Source organism: Streptomyces sp. NRRL F-2664 (assembly GCF_000719345.1).
Classification (GTDB): domain Bacteria; phylum Actinomycetota; class Actinomycetes; order Streptomycetales; family Streptomycetaceae; genus Streptomyces.
This window is the reverse complement of the sequence record NZ_JOFX01000020.1, coordinates 154924-177050: the sequence shown is the minus strand read 5'-3', so window position 1 is coordinate 177050 and position 22127 is coordinate 154924. Positions and strand designations below refer to the sequence as shown.

Genomic DNA, 22127 nt, shown 5'->3' with positions numbered 1-22127 from the left:
TCTCTTGTTACGGCTCTTCGGCCACCGCGGAGCGCCGGTTCCAGGCCAGCGGGGCCCGCCAGTGGTAGCGCATGGCGAGGATCCTGAGGACGAAGGTGGTGACGATCGCCAGTCCGGTGGTGACGGCGTTGAGGGAGTCCAGCGCGATGAAGACGGCCACCATGGCGGCGCCGACGGTGGCGGGCACGGCGTACATCTCCCGGTCCCGCAGCAGCGAGGGCACCTCGTTGGCCAGGACGTCGCGCAGAACGCCGCCGCCGACGGCGGTGGCCAGGCCCAGGGCGGCGGACGCGGTCAGGCCGAGGCCGTACTCGTAGGCCTTGGTCGTGCCGGTCACGCAGAACAGCGCGAGGCCGGCGGCGTCGAAGACGTTGATGGCCCGGTTGATCCGCTGGACCTCGGGGTGCAGGAAGAAGACGAGCGCGGCGGCGATCAGCGGGGTGACGAAGAAGCTGAGCTCGCCGAAGGCGGCCGGCGGCACGGCGCCGATGACCAGGTCGCGGAAGAGGCCCCCGCCGAGGGCCGTGACGAGGGCCAGGACGGCGATGCCGAAGACGTCGAAGTTCTTGCGGACGGCGAGCAGGGCGCCCGCCGTGGCGAAGACGAAGATGCCGGCGAGGTCCAGGGCATGCTGGACCCCGGGCGGGAAGAGATCATGGAGCACGGGGCCATTGTCGCCTGGGGCGGGCTCGGCGGAATGCGCGGCTCCGCCGTCGCGGGCGTGCGGGCCGCACACCGGGGGCTCCGCCCCGGACCCCTGGCTCGTGCCGCGCCGTTGCGGGGGCGCTGCCCCCGAGCCCCCGCGCCTCAACGCCGGCGGGGCTGGATGTGGCCGGGCGGGCCCCGGGTCGGGACGGTTCAGTCGACGGGGCTGGGGCCGGTGGCGCTGCGCCGGGTGGGTCGGGACGGCCCACCCGGCGCCCGGGTCACTCCGTCGCCGTCGTCACCGCGTCCGACGCGCCCGGGAGGGGCTTGTCGCCCGGGGCCTGGTCGGGGGCGTTCTCCGGGTGGTGGCAGGCCACCTGGTGGCCCGTCTTCAGCGCCAGGAGCGGCGGTTCCTGCGTCGCGCAGATCTGCGTCGCCTTCCAGCACCGCGTGTGGAAGCGGCAGCCGCTCGGCGGCGAGATGGGGGACGGCACGTCGCCCTTGAGCAGGATGCGGCCGCTCTTGGCGCCCCGCCGCCTCGGGTCGGGCACCGGCACGGCCGACATCAGGGCCGCGGTGTAGGGGTGCATGGGCTCCCCGTACAGCGACTTGTTGTCGGCGAGCTCGACGATCTTGCCCAGGTACATCACCGCGATGCGGTCCGAGACGTGGCGGATGACCGACAGATCGTGCGCGATGATCACGTAGGTGAGGCCGAGCTCGTCCTGGAGGTCGTCCAGCAGGTTGACCACCTGGGCCTGGATCGAGACGTCCAGCGCCGAGACGGGCTCGTCCGCGACCACCAGCTTCGGCTTCAGCGCCAAGGCCCGCGCGATGCCGATGCGCTGGCGCTGGCCGCCCGAGAACTCGTGCGGGTAGCGGTTGTAGTGCTCCGGGTTGAGCCCGACGAGCGACAGCAGCCGCTGGACCTCCGCCTTGAGGCCGCCCTCCGGCTCCACGCCCTGGAGCTTGAAGGGGGCGCCGACGATGGTGCCCACCGTGTGGCGCGGGTTCAGCGAGCCGTAGGGGTCCTGGAAGATCATCTGCACGTCCCGGCGCAGCGGGCGCATGCCCGCCACGCTCAGGTGCGTGATGTCCTTGCCTTCGAACTCGATGGTTCCGCCGGTCGGTTCGAGCAGCCGCGTGATCAGCCGGCCCATGGTCGACTTGCCGCAGCCGGACTCGCCGACGATGCCGAGGGTCTCACCGCGGCGGACGTCGAAGTCGATGCCGTCGACGGCCTTGACCGCGCCGGTCTGCCTGCGCAGCAGCCCCTTGGTGATGGGGAAGTGCTTGGTCAGGCCGGTGACCTTGAGCAGCGGCTCCGGAGAGTCCGTGGCCTGCGCCGGGAGGGTGACGGCGGGGTCCGTCTTCGTGGTGTCGGTCACAGCTTCGGCGCAATCTCTTCGGTCCAGATCCGGGTCCGCTCCTCCTGCGACATGTGGCAGGCGGACCAGTGGCGGGTGCCGTCCGCCCCGGTGTCGTCCGGCGCCGTGAGCTCGGGGCGCACGGTGCGGGTGACGTTGCCCTTGGGTACGTCGGCGTACGGGCAGCGCGGGTTGAAGGCACAGCCGCTCGGGATGTTGATGAGGCTGGGCGGCGAGCCCTTGACCGGGATGAGGCGCTCGGTCTGCTCGCGGTCGATGCGCGGCATCGAGCCCAGCAGGCCCCAGGTGTAGGGGTGCCGGGGCTCGTAGAAGACCTTCTCGGCGGTGCCGCGCTCGACGCAGCGGCCGCCGTACATCACGAGGAGTTCGTCGGCCATCTCGGCGACCACGCCGAGGTCGTGCGTGATCATGATGACCGCGGAGCCGAACTCCTTCTGCAGGTCCCGGATCAGGTCGAGGATCTGGGCCTGGACGGTGACGTCCAGGGCGGTCGTCGGCTCGTCCGCGATCAGCAGCTCGGGATTGTTGACGAGCGCCATCGCGATCATGGCGCGCTGGCGCATGCCGCCGGAGAACTCGTGCGGGTAGCTGTCGACGCGCTTGTGGGGTTCGGGGATGCCGACACGGTCGAGGAGCTCGACGGCCCGCGTGCGGGCGGCCTTCTTGTCGACCTTGTGGTGCACCCGGTAGGCCTCGGCGATCTGCTTGCCCACCGTGAAGTACGGGTGCATGGCGGACAGCGGGTCCTGGAAGATCATCGCGATCTCCCGGCCGCGCAGCCGGCGCACCTCGTCCTCGTCGGCGGAGAGCAGCTCCTTGCCGTCGAGCCAGATCTCGCCGGAGATCCGGGCGCGCTGGCGGCCGTACTGGCCCACGCGGTGCAGGCCCATGATGCCCAGCGAGGTGACCGACTTGCCGGATCCGGACTCGCCCACGATGCCGAGGGTCTTGCCCTTCTCCAGCGTGAAGGAGAGCCCGTCGACCGACTTGACCAGGCCGTCCTCGGTGGGGAAGTGCACCTTGAGGTCGCGGACCTCCAGGAATGCGGTGGAGGGCGGTGAGCCGTCGTAGGGCTGGTTGGGCGCCGCGGTCTCTCCGGTCTTGGTCGTCCGGTCGGTCATGACAGCCTCACTCGGGGGTCGATCACCGCGTACAGGAGGTCAACGATGAGGTTCGCGGCGACGACGAAGAACGCGGAGATCAGGGTGATGCCCAGGATGACCGGGAGGTCGTGCTCGCTGATGGCGCGTACCGCGCTGTAGCCCAGGCCGTGCAGCGAGAACGTGTACTCGGTCAGGACCGCGCCGCCCATCAGAGCGCCGAGGTCGAGGCCCAGGACGGTCAGGATCGGCGTCATCGTGGAGCGCATGGCGTGCTTGCCGATGACGACGGGCTCCGTCAGGCCCTTGGCGCGGGCGGTGCGGATGTAGTCCTCGTTGAGGACCTCCAGCATCGTGGCGCGGGTGAGCCGGGCGTACATCGCCGCGTAGAGGAAGGCGAGCGAGACCCACGGCAGGACCATGCCGTTGAACCACTTGGCCGGGTCGTCGGCGAAGGTCGCCTCCGGCCGTCCGAACCAGCCGAGCTGGTCGGAGAAGAGGGCGATGACGAGCATGCCCGTGAAGTAGATGGGGAGGGAGACGCCGGCGAGGGCGACGCCCATGACCGAGCGGTCCAGGACGGTGCCGCGCTTGAGGGCGGAGACGACGCCGGTGGCGACACCTCCGGCGACCCACAGCACGACGGCGCCCAGGGCGAGGGAGAGGGTGACCGGCAGCCAGTCCAGCAGCAGCGGCCAGACCTCCTGCTCGGTCTTGAAGGAGTACCCGAAGCAGGGCGCGGCGCATTGCGTGACGTCGGAGCCGTTGGCGTACGTACGACCCGCCACCAGCCCGACGACGAACTTGCCGAACTGGACGAGGACCGGGTCGTCGAGACCCATCTTCTGCCGGATGCCTTCGATGGCGGCGGGGTCGGACTGCTTGCCCACGAAGTACAGGGCCGGGTCCGTCCCGATGAGCTTCGGGAACAGGAAGAAGATTCCGAAGGTCACCAGCGTGATGACCAGCAGCATGACGAGGACGGCGAAGATCCGTCGGATGAGGTATGCAAGCACTGCGCTCGGCCTGGCTGCGGCCCGGGGGCGCCCCCTTCCGGAGAGCGCCCCCACGCCGTAACCGCGGCCATCACCTGCCCTTCGTGCCTAGCGGGTGTGGCACTGGAACACTGGAACTGGACTGATGGACCGTTACTTCACGACACCGAGGGACGCGTAGTCGTAGCGGCCGTTGTAGGCGTCGGTGGTGTAGGCGTTCGTCAGCCGGGTGCTGCGCCAGGTGATCGTCTTGTCGTAGACGAAGGGCAGGTAGACGGCGGCCTCGGAGACCTTCTGGTTCATCTGCTTGTAGATCTCGCCGGCCTTGTCCGGGTCGGTCTCCGCGATCGCCTGGTCGAACAGGGAGTTGATGGCGGGGTCGTTCAGCTCGGAGAAGTTGTTGTTGCCGCTCTGCAGGATGAAGCGGCCGTCGACCAGCGGCTGGGAGAAGCCCTGCCCGGTCGGGAAGTCGGCGCCCCAGCCCATGATGATGATGCCGTAGCCCTTCTCCTTGACGACCTTCGGCGAGCCGATGATGCCGGAGGTCTGCGCGCCGTCGAACTGGTCGACGTCGGCCTCGATGCCGACCTGCTTCAGGGCGTTCTGGAGCGAGACGGCCGTGGCGACCTCGACCGGCTTGTTGTTGCGGACGGCGATGGTGGTCTTGAAGCCGGCCTCCTTGCCGCAGGCCTTGAGGGCCTCCTTGGCCTTTTCGAGGTTCGGCTTGCCGTCGTTCTTCAGGACCTCGTACGGGTCGTACTTGGCGTCCGAGCCCTTGATGCCCAGCGGGAGCATGTTGGGCGCGATGTCACCACCGGCCTGCGGGCCGCCGCGGGCGGTCTGCAGGGACTTCTTGTCGGCCGCGTGGATGACGGCCTTGCGGCACTCGATGTTGTCGAACGGCGCGACGGTCTGCGGCATGACCGCGTACCGGATGAAGCCGGTCTGGCCGTTGTCGAGGTTGCCCTTGTGGTCCTTCAGCGCGGTGGCGCGGGCCGCCTGGCCGATGCCGGTCGCGTTGATGTCGAGGTCGAACTCGCCGTTCATCAGGCGCTTGTCCATGTCGTCCGCGTTCGCCATGAACGTGACCGAGATGGTGTCCGGGAGCGCCTTGCGGATCGTGTCCGACTCGGGCTTCCAGTTCTCGTTGCGCGAGAGCTTCATGCTCTTGTTCGGCTCGTACGAGTCGATCTTGTACGGGCCGTTCGAGAAGGGCTTCAGGCCGTACTTGGCGGCGGTGTCCTTGTCCTGCTTGACCGGGCTCGCCGCCGGCATCGCCAGCATCTGCTCGAAGTCGCCGTTGGGCGTGGGGAGCTTGAAGATGATGGTCTTCGCGTCCGGGGTCTCGATCGCCTTCAGGCCGAGCTTGTCCGGAGCGGTGTCCTTGTACGGGCCGGGGTACTCGGCCTTCGGGTCGAGGACCTGCTGGAGGTAGACCGGACCGCCGGAGATGACGTCCTGTGCCCAGGTGCGCTCGATGCCGTACTTGATGTCCTGGGCGGTGACGGGCGAGCCGTCCTCCCAGGTCACGTTGTCCTTCAGGGTGTACTTGTAGGTCTTGCCGCCGTCGCTGATCTCGGCCTTGGCGGTGGCGAGGTCCGGGACGAGCTCGGTGCTCTCCTTGCCGGGGCCGGGCTTGAAGCTGATCAGCTGGCGCGTGTAGTAGCGGGCGAAGTCCCACATGAAGCCGTAGTAGCCGCGCTGCGGGTCCCACGAGTCGGCGTCCTGGGTGCCGACGAACTTCAGCTCGCCGCCCTTCTTGTCCGACGGGTTGGCGACCTTCTCGATGCCCGCGTTGAAGCCGCCGCCGGAGGCCGCGCCCTTGTCGTCCTTCTTGTCGGCCCCGCCACAGGCGGTCGCGGTGAGCATGGCCGCGAGCACGACGGCCGTGCCGGCGGCAAGTCTGCGCTTCGACGTGCGATGGGTAGTCACGATGCTCGCAACCCTCCGTTGTAGTTCCGGTGTACGTACGGCACGAGGCCGGTCCTTGGTTTGCCCTGCGGTGGCTAGCGGGAGCCCTTCGGGTCGAGGGCGTCGCGGACGCCGTCGCCGAAGAGGTTGAAGGCCAGCACGGTGATGAAGATCGCTACGCCGGGGAAGATCATGAAGAGCGGATCGTCCTCGTAGGTCCGCACGGCCGTGGCGAGGGTTTCCCCCCAGGACGGCGTGGGCGGCTTGACGCCGACTCCGAGGAAGCTCAGGGCCGCCTCGGTCAGCACGTTGGTGGGGATCATCAGGGTCGCGTAGACCGTGATGGGCGCCACCAGGTTCGGGAGCAGTTCGCGGAAGAGGATGTAGAAGCGGCCCGCGCCGAGGCTGCGTGCGGCCTCGACGTACTCGCGCTCGCGCAGCGAGAGGGTCTGGCCCCGGACGATGCGGCCGATGTAGGGCCAGCCGAAGAAGCCGATCACCAGCACCAGGACGGCGATGCGCAGGCCCGAACCCTCGAACCCCCACAGCTTGTTGGGGATGACGGAGATCAGGGCGATGATGAAGAGCAGCTGCGGGAAGGCCAGCAGCAGGTCCATCACCCGGCTGATCGCCGCGTCGACCCACCCGCCGAAGTAGCCGGCGACGATGCCGAAGAAGGTGCCGAGCGAGACCGCCACGAAGGCGGACAGGAAGGCCACCAGCAGCGAGATCCGGGCGCCGTAGACGATGCGGCTGAAGACGTCGCGTCCGTTGACCGGCTCGACGCCGAGCAGGAAGTCGCCGCTGATACCGCCCCAGTCGCCGAGCGGCAGGCCCAGCAGCGGGTCGAGCATGTCCTCGTGCAGCTCCTCCGGCGGGTGTCCGAAGGCCTTGACGATCAGCGGCGCGAAGATCGCGACGACGATCAGCAGGAGCACGATGACACCGCCGGCCAGCGCGACCTTGTCGCGCTTGAGGCGCAGCCAGGCGATCTGCCACGGGGAGCGCCCCTCGATCGCCTTCTGCGGAACGTCGGGGGCGGCCACGGCTGCGGGCTCGGCCGCGCTGGTGTCGTGCAGTGGTGCCGTCATCGTGGTGGGGACCCCTCTCGGCCGACGGTGGCCGGCCCATGCCCGCCGCTGTGGCGGCTTGGTTCAATCGGCGTCGCTGGTGGTGCGATTGGCGAGAAATGTGCCGGAAGTGCACGTGAAGAGTCGGTGCTTGCGAGATGGACCGGCCTTCGGTGGGGGGAGTCTTCAACGCCCTCTCAACCAGCCGCCAGACCCCCCGGGGATGTGATGCGCAACCGTGATCTGCGCCTACACCTTCCGTTATCCGAACCGCCAGACCTGTTGAGCGGTGAAACACCGCATGTTCGGCGCGGAACGGACATCCGACCCAACTGCCCTTTCGTACACGGATCTTGGGTGTAATCCGCCGAAAGACCGAAGGCCGCACCGATGGGTCCGGTGCGGCCTTCGAGATGGATGTCTCGGTATGCGGATGTCGTGTCGAGGTGTTCCCGCAGGTCGGGGAACGCCGGGGGCGGACCGGGTCAGTACGCCGGGGCCTGGCCCTCCCGGTCGTAGAAGGGGCGGGTCTGCGCCCGCAGCCACATCGCCACGGGATCGTGCTCGTCCGCCAGCGCCACGGTGCACACCGGGACGCCCTCGGGGACCGCCCCGACCGACTGGCGCATCATCTCCCGTACGGATTGCAGCGCCGGCGCGGAGGCGTCGTACAGGTCGAGCCCGACCGCGAGGTACGGGGACCCGAGCGCGGGCTGCACCCAGGCGCGGCGCAGCGACCGTACGGCCGGGGTGCGGTGCGCGTGCTGGGTCAGCAGCCCGTAGAACTGGGGCAGCTCGATGCTGGGCTCCGACAGCCGCAGCGGGCCCGCCGGCATCCGGTCCAGGCCGGTCGCGACGCGCCGCAGGTCCGCCCAGGGGACACCGAGGCCCCCGCCCTGCGCGTGCGGGTTGAGCCACAGGCCCCAGCGGTCGGGGTAGAGGGCGCGGGCGATGTCGCGCCCGGTGACCACCTCGTAGCCCCTGTTCCAGCCGCTCGCGGCCAGCTCCTGCGGGGAGGTGACGCACGGCGCGTAGCCGAGGCCGTCGACCTCCATGCCGCCGTACTGGGCGTCCGGTGACCCCGGCTGCCCCTGCCACAGCAGCATCCACAGCCGGCCCTCGGAGAGGGCGTGCAGCAGTGACTCGTAGCTCTCGTAGCGCCCGGGGGTCACCTGGCGCATCATGTGCTCGACCTGCCCGGCCGCGGCCGTGCCTGACGCACTCACCCGGTACCCCTCTTCGTCCGCCCGTCGCTCCACGCGTGCCTCACCCCGGACCGGCGCTCGCGCGTGCGGCCGGGAGATGTCACCAGCTTAAGCGGCCCTACGCGAGGTAGAAGGGGCGTACGCGCTCACGAATCCAGTCCGTGACCGGGTCCTGGGCCGCGTCCAGGAGGATCAACTGCACCGGCCACGGCGCCGGGACGCGCGTCAGGGCCCGCCCGAGCGCCTCCAGCGGGGCCTCGCGCACCTGCGGCTCCCATCCCACCAGGCGGACACCGATGAACAGTTCCGGGGCCCCGCCCTCGACGCTGGCGAGGCAGCGGTACGCCGCGGCGACCACACCGGCGGCACGGAACTCCTCGCCCGCCGCGGCCAGGAAGTCCACCGGGTCGTCCTGCCAGTCGGGCTCGTAGAGCCGCACGCGACCACCGGTGGCCGGGCCGTCGAGAGGGCTGCGGCCCGCCCGGCAGAGCTCGGCGACGGCGGGCGGGGGCAGCGGGACGCCGACGGCGCCCTCCGGATTGACCGCGATGCCCAGCTGCGGAGGCAGCCCCCGGGCGAACTCGACCGCCGGAGCCACCGCGAAGTCCATGCCGGGGCCGACGCAGGCGAGGAACTGGGACTCGGAGCTGTACACGGGGACGTACGCCGCCCCGCCGATGTCCATCGTGGGCAGGTCCAGGGCGGCTGCGTCGGGGCCGCCGCCTCCCGGCAGGGGCACCCACACCCGGCTGCGTCCGAGCACTTCCAGGATCCGGCCGCCGGCGTCCGGCTGCCCGAGCGCCGCCCCGAGCACCTGCTCCAGCTCATTCTCCGGCCAGCCGCTGCCCTGCATCCCGCCCCTGCCTCCGTCTGGTCCCTCGCGTGTCGCACCGCAGGCTACCGGCCCCCGGCCGGAGCGCGCCGCCGGGGCCGGACGGCCCGGAAGGTCAGCCCCGGAAGTCGATGCCCGTCACGGCGGCGGCCGAGCGGCGGTCCAGGAGGGTCGCCGAGGCGCAGCCGGCGGGCGGCCGGCCGGCCTCGGCGTCGCGCAGCAGGCGGCCCACGGCGGAGCGGTGGCGGGCGAAGGCGTAGGCGGACACGCGGCGGCCCCGCGCGTGCTGCCCGGAAAGGGCCTCCTCGGGGCTGCTGTCCAGGAGGAGGAGGTGCAGCGCGCGGCCCCGTCGGCGCGCGGCCGCGGCGAGCAGCCCGCGCACCCACGTCTGGGTGCCGCAGTCGTGGACGACCACGGAGGCGCCGGAGCGCAGGATGCGGTGGAGGCCCCAGTAGTGCGCGGCGCGCACGAGCGGGCGGTACACCGCGTAGGGCAGGGCGGCGGGCATCCGGCGCTCCCAGCGCTCACGGGTGTCCTGGGAGTCGACGGCCCCGCCCTCGGGGGCGGCCCGCTCGATCAGGGTGCTCTTGCCGCCGCCGGGGAGGCCGGAGACCACGACGATGTCGCCCTCGGCGAAGGTGAGCCGCCGCGGGCCGCGCAGGGCCGGGCCGCGCAGGTCGCGTACGAGGCCGAGGCCCCGGTCCGCAGCCCTCCTGCGCTCGCGTGCGCCGCGCCGCTGCGCCGGCACCGCCTCCACGGTCCCGGTCGTCGCCACCACTCCGAATCTCCGCACAGCCTCACCCTCCCCCGAATCGGGTCACCAGGACCTTCCCCACTGAGTGTAAAGAGACGGTGATCGGCATGTCCGGTTCCGCTCGGGCCGCTCGGACGGGCGTACGAAGTTTCGGACCCCGACCCCCGATCTCGGGCATGGCGTGCAATGATGTGCGCCATCTGGACCAACTGCATACCGGCCGCTTGAATCCGCGCGGGAGAGTCCCGGCACGCCGCAAGGCCGTGCCCGGGCGCCGAAGGAGCAAGAACCTCCCTTGAATCTCTCAGGCCCCGTACCGCGTGGATGAGGCAGATCTGAAAAGCGAGCTGCCCGGCAGCTCCACCCAAGGTGCAAGTCGCGGATACCGGCGATCGATGGATCGGCGGAACTCTCGGCGAACCTCTCAGGTTCCGATGACAGATGGGGAGGATCGTCCTCGTCATGTCATGTCGATGCCCTGGGACCCGGGAGCCACACCCATGAGCACTGCCCCCCGCCTGACCGCCCTCGATGCGCTGCACCGCTCGCTCGGTGCGACCATGACCGACTTCGCGGGCTGGGACATGCCGCTGCGGTACGCCAGCGAGCGCGACGAGCACAACGCCGTCCGTACGAAGGCCGGCCTCTTCGACCTCTCGCACATGGGCGAGATCACCCTGACCGGGCCGGAGGCCGTCAAGGCCCTCGACTACGCGCTGGTCGGCAACATCTCCACCGTCGGCGTCGGCCGCGCCCGGTACACGCACATCTGCCAGGAGGACGGCGGGATCCTCGACGACCTGATCGTCTACCGCCTCGCCGAGACCGAGTACATGGTCGTCGCCAACGCCTCCAACGCCCAGGTCGTCCTCGACGCCCTGACCGAGCGGGCCGCCGGCTTCGACACCGAGGTCCGCGACGACCGCGACGCATACGCCCTGATCGCGGTGCAGGGCCCGGAGTCCCCCGGCATCCTGGCGTCGCTCACCGACGCCGACCTCGACGGCCTGAAGTACTACGCCGGCCTGCCGGGGACCGTCGCGGGCGTGCCCGCGCTGATCGCGCGTACGGGCTACACCGGTGAGGACGGCTTCGAGCTGTTCGTCGCCCCCGGGCACGCCGTGGAGCTGTGGCAGGCGCTGACCAAGGCCGGCGAGGGCGTGGGCCTGGTCCCGGCGGGTCTGTCCTGCCGTGACACCCTGCGCCTGGAGGCGGGCATGCCGCTGTACGGGCACGAGCTGACCACCGCGCTGACCCCGTTCGACGCGGGCCTGGGCCGGGTCGTGAAGTTCGAGAAGGAGGGGGACTTCGTGGGCCGCGCCGCCCTGGAGGCCGCCGCCGAGAAGGCCGCGACCAAGGCGCCGCGCAAGCTGGTCGGCCTGATCGCCGAGGGCCGCCGCGTCCCGCGTGCCGGCTTCGCCGTCACGTTCGACGGAAAGGTGATCGGCGAGGTCACCTCGGGCGCCCCGTCCCCGACGCTGGGCAAGCCCATCGCGATGGCGTACGTGGACGCGGAGCACGCCGCGCCCGGCGCCTCCGGCGTCGGCGTCGACATTCGCGGTACGCATGAGCCGTACGAGGTCGTGGCGCTGCCGTTCTACAAGCGGCAGAAGTAACCCTCCGCGCACGACGTCCGCCGTCCGGGTACCGGTACGGCGCCGTCTCAGTACCCAAGACCGCAGTTCGTATCCACTCCCCCGCATCCAGGAGAATCAGGCCATGAGCACCCCCGAGAATCTGCGTTACACCAAGGAGCACGAGTGGCTGTCCGACGTCGTGGACGGCGTCGCGACGGTCGGCATCACCGAGTTCGCGGCCAACGCGCTCGGTGACGTCGTCTACGCGCAGCTCCCCGCGGTCGGCGACACCGTGACCGAGGGCGAGACCTGTGGCGAGCTGGAGTCGACCAAGTCTGTCTCCGACCTCTACTCCCCGGTCTCCGGCGAGATCGTCGAGGCCAACCAGGACGTCGTGGACGACCCGGCGCTCGTGAACACCGCCCCGTTCGAGGGCGGCTGGCTGTTCAAGGTGCGCATCTCGGAGGAGCCCAAGGACGTGCTCTCCGCCGAGGAGTACACCAAGCTCACCGCCGGTAACTGACCCCAGGGGATCCTGATGTCCGTACTGAACACCCCTCTCCACGAACTCGACCCCGACGTCGCCGCAGCCGTCGACGCCGAGCTCGTGCGCCAGCAGTCGACCCTGGAAATGATCGCGTCGGAGAACTTCGCTCCGGTCGCCGTCATGGAGGCCCAGGGCTCGGTCCTGACCAACAAGTACGCCGAGGGCTACCCGGGCCGCCGCTACTACGGCGGTTGCGAGCACGTCGACGTGGTCGAGCAGATCGCGATCGACCGCATCAAGGCGCTGTTCGGCGCCGAGGCCGCGAACGTCCAGCCGCACTCCGGTGCGCAGGCGAACGCCGCCGCGATGTTCGCGCTGCTCAAGCCGGGCGACACGATCATGGGTCTGAACCTGGCCCACGGCGGTCACCTGACCCACGGCATGAAGATCAACTTCTCCGGCAAGCTCTACAACGTGGTCCCGTACCACGTGGACGAGTCCGGACAGGTGGACATGGCCGAGGTCGAGCGCCTCGCCAAGGAGTCCAAGCCGCAGCTGATCGTCGCCGGCTGGTCCGCGTACCCGCGCCAGCTGGACTTCGCCGCCTTCCGCCGCATCGCGGACGAGGTCGGCGCGTACCTGATGGTCGACATGGCGCACTTCGCCGGCCTGGTGGCCGCGGGTCTGCACCCGAACCCGGTCCCGCACGCCCACGTCGTCACCACCACCACGCACAAGACCCTCGGCGGTCCGCGCGGCGGTGTGATCCTGTCGACGCAGGAGCTGGCCAAGAAGATCAACTCCGCGGTCTTCCCCGGCCAGCAGGGCGGCCCCCTGGAGCACGTGATCGCGGCCAAGGCGGTCTCCTTCAAGGTCGCGGCCTCGCCCGAGTTCAAGGAGCGCCAGGAGCGCACCCTGGAGGGCGCGAAGATCCTCGCCGCCCGCCTGGTCCAGGACGACGTCAAGGCCGTGGGTGTGGACGTCCTCACCGGCGGCACCGACGTACACCTGGTCCTGGTCGACCTGCGCAACTCCGAGCTGGACGGCCAGCAGGCCGAGGACCGCCTGCACGAGGTCGGCATCACGGTCAACCGCAACGCCATCCCGAACGACCCGCGGCCGCCGATGGTCACCTCGGGTCTGCGGATCGGTACGCCGGCCCTGGCCACCCGCGGTTTCGACGCCGAGGCCTTCACCGAGGTCGCCGAGATCATCGCGCAGGCGCTGAAGCCGGCGTACGACGCCGAGGGCCTCAAGGCGCGCGTCTCGGCGCTCGCCGCGAAGTTCCCGCTGTACCCGTCGCTCTAGGGCACCGGCTCGGGCGGGCCCGGCCTTGTTCCACACAGGGCCGGGCCTTTTCCGTGGCCCGGGCGCGGGCCTCGACGTCGGGGCCGCGAAAGTCGCCGTACAGGTCGGCGTAACCGAGCCCCTCACGAACTGACGTACGCTGATGAACCGGGCAAGGGCGCCCACGAGGTGGTCTTTGCCCGCAATCCCTGCACAGTCCGCACCCTCCGTCGGCCGCCTCGCTACGCTGCGAGAGCGACTGGACGGTCCGTTCCCCGCCACCGCGGGGATGACCCGGGAGTCCGCCACCGTGGCCATTTCCGTTTTCGATCTCTTCTCGATCGGCATCGGTCCGTCCAGCTCGCACACCGTGGGTCCGATGCGCGCCGCCCGCATGTTCGCTACGCGGCTGAAGAAGGACGGCGTGCTCGCCCAGACGGCCTCCGTGCGGGCCGAGCTCTTCGGCTCCCTCGGCGCGACCGGCCACGGCCACGGCACCCCCAAGGCGGTGCTGCTGGGCCTGGAGGGCCACTCCCCCCGCACCGTGGACGTGGAGACGGCCGACGACGAGGTGGAGCGCATCCGCAGGAGCGGCCGCCTGCGGCTGCTGGGCGCGGAGATAGGCGATGGCCACGAGATCGCCTTCGACGAGCCGAACCAGCTGATCCTGCACCGCCGGCGCTCCCTGCCGTACCACGCGAACGGCATGACGCTCTTCGCGTACGACGAGGCCGGCACCCCGCTGCTGGAGAAGACCTACTACTCGGTCGGCGGCGGCTTCGTCGTGGACGAGGACGCGGTCGGCGAGGACCGGATCAAGCTCGACGACACGGTGCTGAGGTATCCCTTCCGCTCCGGCGACGAGATGCTGCGCCTGGCGAACGAGACCGGCCTGTCGATCTCCTCGCTGATGCTGGAGAACGAGAAGGCCTGGCGCACGGAGGAGGAGATCCGCGAGGGCCTCCTGGAGATCTGGCGGGTCATGCAGTCCTGCGTCTCCCGCGGCATGTCCCGCGAGGGCATCCTCCCCGGCGGCCTGCGGGTCAAGCGCCGCGCCGCCGCCACGGCGCGCCAGCTGCGCACCGAGGGCGACCCGATGATGCACCGCAGCGAGTGGACGACGATCTACGCGATGGCGGTCAACGAGGAGAACGCGGCCGGCGGCCGCGTCGTCACCGCGCCCACCAACGGCGCGGCGGGCGTCCTCCCGGCCGTCCTGCACTACTACATGAACTTCGTCCCGGGCGCGGACGAGGACGGCGTGGTCCGCTTCCTGCTGGCGGCGGGCGCGATCGGCATGCTGTTCAAGGAGAACGCCTCGATCTCCGGCGCCGAGGTCGGCTGCCAGGGCGAGGTGGGCTCCGCCTGCTCGATGGCGGCGGGCGCCCTCGCCGAGGTCCTCGGCGGCACCCCGGAGCAGGTCGAGAACGCCGCCGAGATCGGCATGGAGCACAACCTGGGCCTGACCTGCGACCCGGTCGGCGGCCTGGTCCAGATCCCCTGCATCGAGCGCAACGGCATGGCCGCGGTCAAGGCCGTCACCGCCGCCAAGATGGCGATGCGCGGCGACGGCTCCCACAAGGTCTCCCTCGACAAGGTCATCAAGACCATGAAGGAGACCGGCGCCGACATGAAGATCAAGTACAAGGAGACCGCCCGCGGCGGCCTCGCGGTCAACGTCATCGAGTGCTGACCCCCGCCGGCTGACGTGGGCCGGCCGGACCCGCGGCAGCCGGGGCACGGGCGACGCACGGGTCCCGGCGCGCGGCTGCGTGCCGGGACCCGGCCGTCATGCGCGCAGGGCTTCGAGGCAGCCCTTGGCGAAGTCCTCCACGGACGCGTCGAACGCCTTGAGGCTCTCGGGGGTGGGCAGCGAGCGCGCCTCGGCCGTGACGGTGATGTCGATCATCAGGTTGCTGTCCCGCAGGCGCAGCTCGCGCACCTGGCGCCGGTCGTCGGGCTTGTTGAAGGCGAACCGGTAGGCCTCCCTGCCCACGCCCTCGACGTCCACGAGGACGCTGTCCGGCGAGGTCGTGCGCGTGTTCTCGCGGTTCCTGGCGAAGACGTCCTGGGCGAAGTCGACGCTCTCGGTGTAGGCGAGGTCCAGCTCGACCTTGACGTTCCCGTACTTCGCCGGGCCGGACTCGGCGAGCGGCTGGACGCACTGGACGCCCGGAGCTCCCCCGCCGGACCGTTTGATCCGATCAGCGGCCTCCTCCCGCGCACCCAGCGGATCGGCGAGCTCCCCGTACGGGAGCACGTTGCAGATCTCGTCCGTGGCCTTCCACGGGTAGCCGCCCTTGCCCTCCTGCGAGACCTCACGGTCGGCGCCGCCGCCGCAGGCGGTGGTGGCCAGGACCAGGGCCACGGCGACCGCCGCGTGGCGGGGAAAACGAGATCGTCGCATCCGGTTCTCTCCTGTCGAACGGGGCCGGTTCCACTGAACCACCCTGCCAGCAACGGCAGTCGCGCATCGGCGAAAAGCAGAACCAGAACGGGAACCACCGGCTCCGTGGCGGCGTCCTCAGCGGTGTCGCAGTCCCGTCACTCGAGAATCGAGGGGACGTCATGATCTCTCCGCGTCTCCGGCAGTTCGCGGCCCTGGCAACCGGCGTTCTGCTCGCCACCTGCCTCTCCCTCGCCGCGCCTGCCTCGGCCTCAACGACCGCCACCCAGACCCAGACCCCGCTCGTCGTCAATGCCCGCTGGGGCGGGCACGCCACGTTCGACCGGATCGTCATCGACCTGCAGGGGTATCCCCCCGGGACGACCGTCACTCCCGTCGCACAGCTGATCTACGACGGGTCCGGGAAACCCGTGCCGCTGGCCGGGAAGTACTTCCTGGAAATCCGCCTCAACCCCGCCGCCGCGCACAACGACGCGGGCGAGAGCGTCTACCAGGGGCCCAAGCTCCAGAAGGTCTACCTGAGCAAGCTCAAGGGCATCGCCCTGACCGGCGACTACGAGGGGTACGTGACCTTCGGCGCCGCCTTCGACACCCTCCCCTACTACCGGGCCTACAGCCTCCACTCGCCCGAGCGGTTCGTCGTGGACATCGCCCACTGAACCGGCGGTTCGGACGGCCGGCCCGGGGCGTCGCCCGCCCCGGGCCGGCCTGTTCTTCACCTGCGCCAGAACAGGTGGTGCGTCACGCCGCTGCTCGGGCTGGGCACGACCTCCAGGTGGAATCGGTCGAGCAGCTCCTCGGGCGCCCTCCACAGCCGCACCCCGGAACCGAGGTCCAGGGGTGCGACCGCCACGTGCAGGGTGTCGACGAGGCCGGCGTCGAGGAACTCGCGGATCGTGGTCGCTCCGCCGCCCAGCCGCACGTCCTTGCCCCCGGCCGCCTCCCGGGCCGCCGCGAGGACCGCTGCCGGGTCGTCGTCGACGAAGTGGAAGGTGGTGTCGGACAGGGTGAACGAGGGACGCGGGTGGTGGGTCATGACGAAGACCGGGGTGTGGAACGGGGGCTCGTCGCCCCACCAGCCCTGCCACTCGTGGTCGGCCCAGGGCCCGCGCTGCGGCCCGAACTTGTTGCGGCCCATGATCTCGGCGCCGATGTTGTGCGTGAAGTCGCGGGTGAAGTAGTCGTCCAGGCCCCGGCTGCCGCCCGGGTCGGTGCGGTTCGGCCAGCTCGCGGTGGCCCCGGCCCACGCGAACAGGGGCCCGGGGTCGGCGTGGCCGAACGGCCGTTCCAGGCTCTGGTGCTCACCGGTACCGAATCCGTCGCGCGAGACGCAGAAGTTCTGGACTCTGAGCAGTTGCTCCACGGGCTTCCTCCAGTCGTGTCGTCCCGTTGAGACCGTCCGGGCGCGGAGAACTCGTCGGCGTCCGGGACCGGGAAGGCCGCTTCTCGGGGGCGGTCGCGCACCCCAGCCTGCGCACCCCCGCGCGGCGGCCGCCAGTGGGCCTGGCCCGTACGGGGACGGCTGCTCGGAGGTGAACGCCGTACCCGGGCCGCGGCAAACCTAGGATGGCGGCATGTCGCTGCCGCACGCCATCCTCACCGCCCTGCTCGAGAAGCCCTCGTCCGGACTGGAGCTGACCCGGCGGTTCGACAAGTCGATCGGCTACTTCTGGTCGGCGACGCACCAGCAGATCTACCGCGAGCTCGGACGGCTGGAGGAGGCGGGGCTGATCCGGGCGCTGCCCAGCGAGGTGCCCGTGCGCGGGCAGAAGAAGGAGTACGAGGTGCTGCCCGCCGGGAGCACCGAGCTGGCCCGGTGGGTCGGCGAGAGCCAGGACCCGAAGCCGATGCGCGATCCGCTGCTGCTGCGGATCCGCGCGGCGGGCGTGGTGGGGCCGCAGGGACTCGGTCCCGAGCTGCGGCGCCATCTGGACCTGCACCGTCGCCAGCTCGCGCAGTACGAGGCCATCGAGGAGAAGGACTTCCCGCCGGGCCGCGACGCGGTGGAGGACCGGCTGCGGCGGCTCGTCCTGCACGGCGGGATCGCCCTGGAGACCTTCTGGCTGGCCTGGCTGGAGGAGGCGCTGGCCGAGGTCGAGGACGTGGCGGACCCGTCGGGGCCGGCCGCCTGACGCGCGTTCCCGCTCCGGCCCGGGGCCGGAGCGGGAAGCGGGAGACTACTGGTCCAGGGAGGCCCAGAACTCGTCGAAGCTGAGGAGCTTGTCGCCGTTGGCGTCCTTGGAGGCGACGACGGAGTCCGCGACCGCCGGGCTCACGTGGGCGTCGCCCATGGCGCGCATCGCGGCGCTGTACTCGTCGGCCGTGATGAAGCCGTCACCGTTCACGTCGAACCGGTCGAACGTAGCCCGTGCGCTCTCGATGTCCGCCACTGGGTCCACCCCTTCTTGGTGCTTGTTGACCGGCCCAGGGTAGCGGCAGCCGGGGGCGGACGGACCCCCGGGGCCGGACCCGGGGCCGGAGCCCGGGGGCCGGGCACGGGGCCGGGGCGCCTAGCGGAAGATCCCGGTGTGGCCGAGCGAGTAGCGCCCGGGCTGCGGGTACACGGCGAGTCCGTGGGGGCCGCCGCCCACCGGGATCCGGGCGAGCTGCTTGCCCGTCGTGGTGTCGACGGCGTACACCTCGGAGTTGTAGCGGCCGGAGAGCCACAGCACCTTGCCGTCGGCGGAGACGCCGCCCATGTCGGGGCTGCCGCCGTCCGGCAGCGTCCACTTCTTGGTGAGCTTCTTCTGCGGGAAGTTGTAGACCGAGATGGTGCCCTCGCCGCGGTTGGACACGTACATCTCCTTGGAGTCGCGGCTCACATAGAGGCCGTGGCAGCCCTTCCCGGTGGGCAGCAGCTTGGGGGTCTCGAAGGTGTCCCCGCTGAGCACCCACATGCCGTGCGCCATCATGTCCGCGACGTAGAAGGTCTTCCCGTCCGGGGAGACCTTGACGTCCTGCGGCATGGCGCCCTCGAACGGCAGCTTCTGCTGGCCGACGACCTCCATCCGCTCGGTGTCCACCTTGAGCAGTTCGCCGGAGAACTCGCAGCTCACGATGAAGTAGCGGCCGTCGGCGGAGAAGTCGGCGTGGTTGACGCCGAAGCAGGTCACCGGGACGGTCTTCACGCGGTCCATGGTGTGCGGGTCGCGGAAGACCAGTTCCTTGTCCAGTGAGGCCATCACGATCGCGTACTTCCCGTTGGGCGTGAAGTACAGGTTGTACGGGTCGTGCACCTCGACGGGCTTGCCGGCCTCGCCGGTGGCGGGGTTGATCGGGGTGAGCGTGTGGCCCCGGTTGTTGTTCACCCACAGGGTCTTCAGGTCCCAGGAGGGCACGACGTGCTGGGGCTGGATCCCGACCGGGATGGTGTCGATGACCTGGTAGGTCTCGGGGTCGATGACGGACACCGTGTTGGAGTTGGTGTTCGGCACGTAGACGCGGGACGGGAAGTCCTTGACCACCGGGGACAGCTTGCCCGGCCGGTCCGCCGCGTAGACGTCGTTCGGGTCCAGCAGGGGCGGCATGCCGGGCAGCCCGGGAGGTGCGGCCGGCACGGCCTTGACGGGCTTGGCGGGGCCCTTGGTGCCGAGCGCCTCGGCGGGTCCCTTGCCGGCCGATCCGCAGCCCGCCAGGGCGGCGAGGACCAGACCGGCCAGCAGGACGCCGGCATTCCGGGGAAGGCGGGTGGTCTTCATGGGGTCAGCAGCTCCGTGGTGGTCACCGCGCGCAGCTTGCGGCGCGCGAGTTCTTGGAGGAGGGAGGGCATCGCGTCCACCGTGTCCGCGTAGCCGAAGTGCAGGCTCACCACGGATCCGGGGCGGATCGTCCCGGTGACGTTGCGGACGACGGCCGCGGCGCCGGGCGAGGTGAAGTCGAGGGAGTCGACGTCGTACGACAGGACGTGCGGGTAGCCGGCCCGCTGGGCCAGCTTCCGGACGAGCGGGGTCGCGTACTGCGTCCGGGACGGCCGGAACCACGTGCCGATGGAACCGGTGAGCCGCTTCAGGCGCTCGGCGCAGCCGGTGATCTCGGCGTACGCCTCCGCCTCGGTCAGGTCGTTGATCGCGAGGTGGCGCCGGGTGTGGTTGCCGAGCTCGTGGCCGCCGTCGAGGATCCGGCGGGCCATCTCCGGGTGGGCGTCGAGCCAGGAGCCGATCGCCAGCACGGTGACCCGCGCGCCCTCCTTCTCCGCCGCGGCCAGGGCCGCGCGCGCGAGGGCGGGCTCGCCGTTGCCGTGGAAGGTGAGGGCGACGCGGTCGCGGTCACGTGGACCGTGGCCGATCTCGACGGGCTGCCCGGCGAACCGGCGCGGGGCGGCGGGGGCCGCCTGGGCGGGCCGGGGCGGACGGTCGGGGCCGGGGGGCGGGGAAGACGGTCCGGCGGGCGCGGAGGCGGTGCCGGCGGCAGGGCGCCCCGGGCCGCAGCCGGCGGCGAGGCCGGCCGTCGCGGCGCCGGCCAGGCCGAGGCCGGCCGTTCGCAGCGCCGCACGCAGGGCCGCACGGCGGCCTGGAGGGGAGAGCACCTGCCCATTTAAGAGGTGCATGACCCGAAAGGTAATGATTGACCCATTTCGGGGTGATCATCGAGGAGGCGGATGCGAGGGCCCCTCCGCCTTGTGATCAACGATTTACTCAGAGCAGTCAATACTTATTCATGGATTGCGAGGTAGGTGGCCCACCTCACCTAAGATTTAGCTAGAAAGTCTTATGATTTGCCCACTTATGTCCAAGTAGGGACTTTTGGCGTTCGAGCCCTCGTCTGTCATAGTCGAGGCACGACTTGCCCATTGACCCGAGCGAAGTCGCCACGCCGAGGATCACACCCCCTTCGATCCTCGGCGCTCCCATGAAGCCCCCACACCGCCCCACCGGGCGAGCCGGGGGCTTCAGGCGTTCTGGCGGTCCGCCACCCGCATCTCGAACCAGGTGATCTTCCCGCGGGGCAGCAGGTCGGCGCCCCAGCGGTCGGAGAGCTTGTCCACGAGGAACAGTCCGCGGCCGGTGGTGTCCAGCTCGTGGACCGGCATGAGGCAGGGCAGTCCGCGCGAGGGGTCGCGCACCTCCACCCGGATCCAGCCGCGCCGCCGCAGCATGCGCAGGCCGAAGGAGCGGGCGCCGGTGTGGCGGACCGCGTTGCCGACGAGCTCGGAGACCAGCAGCACGGCGTGCTCGGAGATCTGCGGCGAGAGGCCCCAGAGGCGGACCACCACGCACTGGGTGAGCCGGCGCGCGGTACCGGCGGACTCCGGCATGGACGGCAGGGTCACTTCGGCCTCGGCGGGATTGCCGTACAACTCCAGGGCCCGGAGTCCCTGTTCCTCCTCGACGGCCGCAGTGAGCCGTACCGCCGAAGCACCGCCGCGTTGCCGCGGCTGTTCCACACCCTCCAGGCCCGCCATGCACCCATCATGGACGGCAGGCCTGCCCGCCCGAGGCGTTCCCCGGGAAAACGCCCCCCGGATTCAACCAGTCCGAGGGGGCGTCCTGTCATATGCGGAGGGCAACAAGGGGACCTCACGGCGGGCCTGACCTGGTGTGACGCTCCGCACGGAGGTGATCACAGCGAGTGGATCACCCGAGCGCCTTAAGGCTGCCTTAAGGCCTGGCTAATCCACCCCCACGGAGGACCGGCAGGGCGCCGCGGTCAGACGAACTTCGCCTTGCCCGGGCCCTCTTCGACGAAGCTGCGCATGCCGCGCTCGCGGTCCTCGGTGGCGAACAGGCCCGCGAACCAGTTGCGTTCGATGGTGAGGCCGGTGTCGATGTCGGCCTCCAGACCCGCGTCCACGCACTCCTTGGCGGCGCGCAGCGCGATCGCCGGCCCCTGCGCGAGCTTGGCCGCCCAGGCATGCGCCTGCTCGTACACCTCTGCGGCGGGCACCACCCGGTCGACCAGGCCCAGGGTCAGCGCCTCGTCGGCCTTCACCATGCGGCCGGTGAAGATGAGGTCCTTGGCCCGGGAGGGTCCCACCAGCCGGGACAGCCGCTGGGTGCCGCCCGCGCCGGGGATCAGGCCGAGCAGGATCTCGGGCTGGCCGAGCTTGGCGTTGTCGGCGGCGATCCGGTAGTCGGCACACAGGGCGAGCTCGCAACCGCCGCCCAGCGCATAGCCGGTGACGGCCGCGACGACGGGCTTGGGGATGCGGGCGACGGCGGTGAAGGCGTCCTGCAGCGCGCGGGACCGGGCGACCATCGCCGCGTGGTCCATCGTCTGCATCTCCTTGATGTCCGCGCCCGCCGCGAACACCTTCTCGCCGCCGTAGAGGATGACCGCGCGGACATCGGCCCGCTCGGTCGCCTCCACCGCGAGCTCGCGCAGCCGGTCCTGGGTGGCGATGTCCAGGGCGTTCATGGGCGGCCGGTCCAGGCGGACGGTGCCGACGCCTTCGGAGACTTCGAGAGAGATGGTCATACGGGTCAGGTTAGCGGCGGTTAACGCGAAGCGGCCCGGTGCTGTGTGTCACAGC

22 protein-coding genes and 1 riboswitch are annotated in these 22127 nt (G+C 70.7%); of the genes, 6 read left to right on the top strand and 16 right to left on the bottom strand.

Annotated features, from left to right (window positions below):
- Positions 1–7 precede the first annotated feature (7 nt).
- The 9 genes from IF89_RS0119110 to IF89_RS0119070 all read right to left on the bottom strand — a co-directional run bounded on the left by IF89_RS0119110 (position 8) and on the right by IF89_RS0119070 (position 9921).
- Positions 8–664, bottom strand: coding sequence for a trimeric intracellular cation channel family protein (locus IF89_RS0119110; protein WP_030769164.1), 657 nt, complete (start codon positions 662–664; stop codon positions 8–10).
- Positions 665–926: 262 nt separating this feature from the next.
- Positions 927–2033, bottom strand: coding sequence for an ABC transporter ATP-binding protein (locus IF89_RS0119105; protein ID WP_030769161.1), 1107 nt, complete (start codon positions 2031–2033; stop codon positions 927–929).
- A complete protein-coding gene (locus IF89_RS0119100) occupies positions 2030–3154 on the bottom strand; it encodes an ABC transporter ATP-binding protein (protein ID WP_030769157.1) in 1125 nt (374 codons plus the stop codon). The genes IF89_RS0119105 and IF89_RS0119100 overlap by 4 nt, the downstream gene beginning before the upstream one ends.
- Positions 3151–4149, bottom strand: coding sequence for an ABC transporter permease (locus IF89_RS0119095; protein WP_030769156.1), 999 nt, complete (start codon positions 4147–4149; stop codon positions 3151–3153). Before IF89_RS0119095 ends, IF89_RS0119100 begins: the two co-directional genes overlap by 4 nt.
- 132 nt (positions 4150–4281) lie before the next feature.
- The gene (locus IF89_RS0119090; protein WP_030769154.1) at positions 4282–6060 is read right to left on the bottom strand and encodes an ABC transporter substrate-binding protein; all 1779 of its coding nucleotides are present in this window, start codon (positions 6058–6060) and stop codon (positions 4282–4284) included.
- A 74-nt stretch (positions 6061–6134) separates the two neighbouring features.
- Positions 6135–7130 (bottom strand): ABC transporter permease, encoded by a 996-nt coding sequence (locus IF89_RS0119085; protein WP_030769152.1) that lies wholly within the window; start codon positions 7128–7130, stop codon positions 6135–6137.
- 464 nt (positions 7131–7594) lie between these two features.
- Entirely contained in the window at positions 7595–8335 is a 741-nt protein-coding gene (locus IF89_RS0119080) for an enhanced serine sensitivity protein SseB C-terminal domain-containing protein (RefSeq protein ID WP_030769150.1), read from the bottom strand.
- 97 nt (positions 8336–8432) lie between these two features.
- Complete coding sequence (locus IF89_RS0119075; protein WP_030769148.1) at positions 8433–9167, bottom strand: enhanced serine sensitivity protein SseB; 735 nt, start codon at positions 9165–9167, stop codon at positions 8433–8435.
- A gap of 94 nt (positions 9168–9261) precedes the next feature.
- Positions 9262–9921, bottom strand: coding sequence for an AAA family ATPase (locus IF89_RS0119070; protein ID WP_051807273.1), 660 nt, complete (start codon positions 9919–9921; stop codon positions 9262–9264).
- Positions 9922–10125: 204 nt separating this feature from the next.
- Positions 10126–10229, top strand: a riboswitch (glycine riboswitch).
- A gap of 171 nt (positions 10230–10400) precedes the next feature.
- Here IF89_RS0119070 and gcvT point away from each other — a divergent pair.
- The 4 genes from gcvT (at position 10401) to IF89_RS0119050 (ending at position 14944) form a co-directional block, all read left to right on the top strand.
- On the top strand, positions 10401–11516 hold the full coding sequence (gene gcvT / locus IF89_RS0119065; protein WP_030769142.1) for a glycine cleavage system aminomethyltransferase GcvT: 1116 nt from the start codon (positions 10401–10403) through the stop codon (positions 11514–11516).
- Positions 11517–11619: 103 nt separating this feature from the next.
- Positions 11620–12000, top strand: a complete 381-nt coding sequence (gene gcvH / locus IF89_RS0119060; protein ID WP_030655701.1) for a glycine cleavage system protein GcvH — start codon at positions 11620–11622, stop codon at positions 11998–12000.
- Between the two features lie 15 nt (positions 12001–12015).
- On the top strand, positions 12016–13272 hold the full coding sequence (gene glyA, locus IF89_RS0119055) for a serine hydroxymethyltransferase (protein WP_030769140.1): 1257 nt from the start codon (positions 12016–12018) through the stop codon (positions 13270–13272).
- 289 nt (positions 13273–13561) lie between these two features.
- Entirely contained in the window at positions 13562–14944 is a 1383-nt protein-coding gene (locus IF89_RS0119050) for an L-serine ammonia-lyase (RefSeq protein WP_030769138.1), read from the top strand.
- A 96-nt stretch (positions 14945–15040) separates the two neighbouring features.
- On the opposite strand, the gene IF89_RS0119045 is transcribed toward IF89_RS0119050, so the two are convergent.
- Positions 15041–15658, bottom strand: coding sequence for a hypothetical protein (locus tag IF89_RS0119045; RefSeq protein WP_158717887.1), 618 nt, complete (start codon positions 15656–15658; stop codon positions 15041–15043).
- A 161-nt stretch (positions 15659–15819) separates the two neighbouring features.
- Between IF89_RS0119045 and IF89_RS0119040 the strand changes: the two genes are divergently transcribed.
- Complete coding sequence (locus IF89_RS0119040) at positions 15820–16317, top strand: AMIN-like domain-containing (lipo)protein (RefSeq protein ID WP_030769132.1); 498 nt, start codon at positions 15820–15822, stop codon at positions 16315–16317.
- A gap of 56 nt (positions 16318–16373) precedes the next feature.
- On the opposite strand, the gene IF89_RS0119035 is transcribed toward IF89_RS0119040, so the two are convergent.
- Positions 16374–17021: a dihydrofolate reductase family protein gene (locus IF89_RS0119035; RefSeq protein WP_030769129.1), complete on the bottom strand. Its 648-nt coding sequence runs from the start codon at positions 17019–17021 to the stop codon at positions 16374–16376.
- 211 nt (positions 17022–17232) lie between these two features.
- Between IF89_RS0119035 and IF89_RS0119030 the strand changes: the two genes are divergently transcribed.
- Entirely contained in the window at positions 17233–17790 is a 558-nt protein-coding gene (locus IF89_RS0119030) for a PadR family transcriptional regulator (protein ID WP_030769126.1), read from the top strand.
- Between the two features lie 45 nt (positions 17791–17835).
- Here IF89_RS0119030 and IF89_RS0119025 read toward each other — a convergent pair whose 3' ends face one another.
- The 5 genes from IF89_RS0119025 to IF89_RS0119005 form a co-directional block, all read right to left on the bottom strand.
- Positions 17836–18048, bottom strand: a complete 213-nt coding sequence (locus tag IF89_RS0119025) for an EF-hand domain-containing protein (RefSeq protein WP_030769123.1) — start codon at positions 18046–18048, stop codon at positions 17836–17838.
- Between the two features lie 120 nt (positions 18049–18168).
- Complete coding sequence (locus IF89_RS0119020; protein ID WP_030769120.1) at positions 18169–19356, bottom strand: YncE family protein; 1188 nt, start codon at positions 19354–19356, stop codon at positions 18169–18171.
- A complete protein-coding gene (locus IF89_RS0119015) occupies positions 19353–20204 on the bottom strand; it encodes a polysaccharide deacetylase family protein (RefSeq protein WP_078628395.1) in 852 nt (283 codons plus the stop codon). The genes IF89_RS0119020 and IF89_RS0119015 overlap by 4 nt, the downstream gene beginning before the upstream one ends.
- Before the next feature lie 342 nt (positions 20205–20546).
- Positions 20547–21059, bottom strand: coding sequence for an ATP-binding protein (locus IF89_RS0119010; protein WP_030769112.1), 513 nt, complete (start codon positions 21057–21059; stop codon positions 20547–20549).
- A 245-nt stretch (positions 21060–21304) separates the two neighbouring features.
- Positions 21305–22072, bottom strand: a complete 768-nt coding sequence (locus IF89_RS0119005; RefSeq protein WP_030769109.1) for an enoyl-CoA hydratase/isomerase family protein — start codon at positions 22070–22072, stop codon at positions 21305–21307.
- Positions 22073–22127: the final 55 nt, after the last annotated feature.

What these genes read in the sequence shown, in the direction of transcription:
- IF89_RS0119100 (WP_030769157.1), bottom strand. Translation starts at nt 3,154, where the DNA reads ATGACCGACCGGACGACCAAGACCGGAGAGACCGCGGCGCCCAACCAG.
- IF89_RS0119085 (WP_030769152.1), bottom strand. Translation starts at nt 7,130, where the DNA reads ATGACGGCACCACTGCACGACACCAGCGCGGCCGAGCCCGCAGCCGTG.
- IF89_RS0119075 (WP_030769148.1), bottom strand. Translation starts at nt 9,167, where the DNA reads ATGCAGGGCAGCGGCTGGCCGGAGAATGAGCTGGAGCAGGTGCTCGGG.
- gcvT (WP_030769142.1), top strand. Translation starts at nt 10,401, where the DNA reads ATGAGCACTGCCCCCCGCCTGACCGCCCTCGATGCGCTGCACCGCTCG.
- gcvH (WP_030655701.1), top strand. Translation starts at nt 11,620, where the DNA reads ATGAGCACCCCCGAGAATCTGCGTTACACCAAGGAGCACGAGTGGCTG.
- glyA (WP_030769140.1), top strand. Translation starts at nt 12,016, where the DNA reads ATGTCCGTACTGAACACCCCTCTCCACGAACTCGACCCCGACGTCGCC.
- IF89_RS0119045 (WP_158717887.1), bottom strand. Translation starts at nt 15,658, where the DNA reads ATGCGACGATCTCGTTTTCCCCGCCACGCGGCGGTCGCCGTGGCCCTG.
- IF89_RS0119040 (WP_030769132.1), top strand. Translation starts at nt 15,820, where the DNA reads ATGATCTCTCCGCGTCTCCGGCAGTTCGCGGCCCTGGCAACCGGCGTT.
- IF89_RS0119030 (WP_030769126.1), top strand. Translation starts at nt 17,233, where the DNA reads ATGTCGCTGCCGCACGCCATCCTCACCGCCCTGCTCGAGAAGCCCTCG.
- IF89_RS0119020 (WP_030769120.1), bottom strand. Translation starts at nt 19,356, where the DNA reads ATGAAGACCACCCGCCTTCCCCGGAATGCCGGCGTCCTGCTGGCCGGT.
- IF89_RS0119015 (WP_078628395.1), bottom strand. Translation starts at nt 20,204, where the DNA reads ATGCACCTCTTAAATGGGCAGGTGCTCTCCCCTCCAGGCCGCCGTGCG.
- IF89_RS0119010 (WP_030769112.1), bottom strand. Translation starts at nt 21,059, where the DNA reads ATGGCGGGCCTGGAGGGTGTGGAACAGCCGCGGCAACGCGGCGGTGCT.
- IF89_RS0119005 (WP_030769109.1), bottom strand. Translation starts at nt 22,072, where the DNA reads ATGACCATCTCTCTCGAAGTCTCCGAAGGCGTCGGCACCGTCCGCCTG.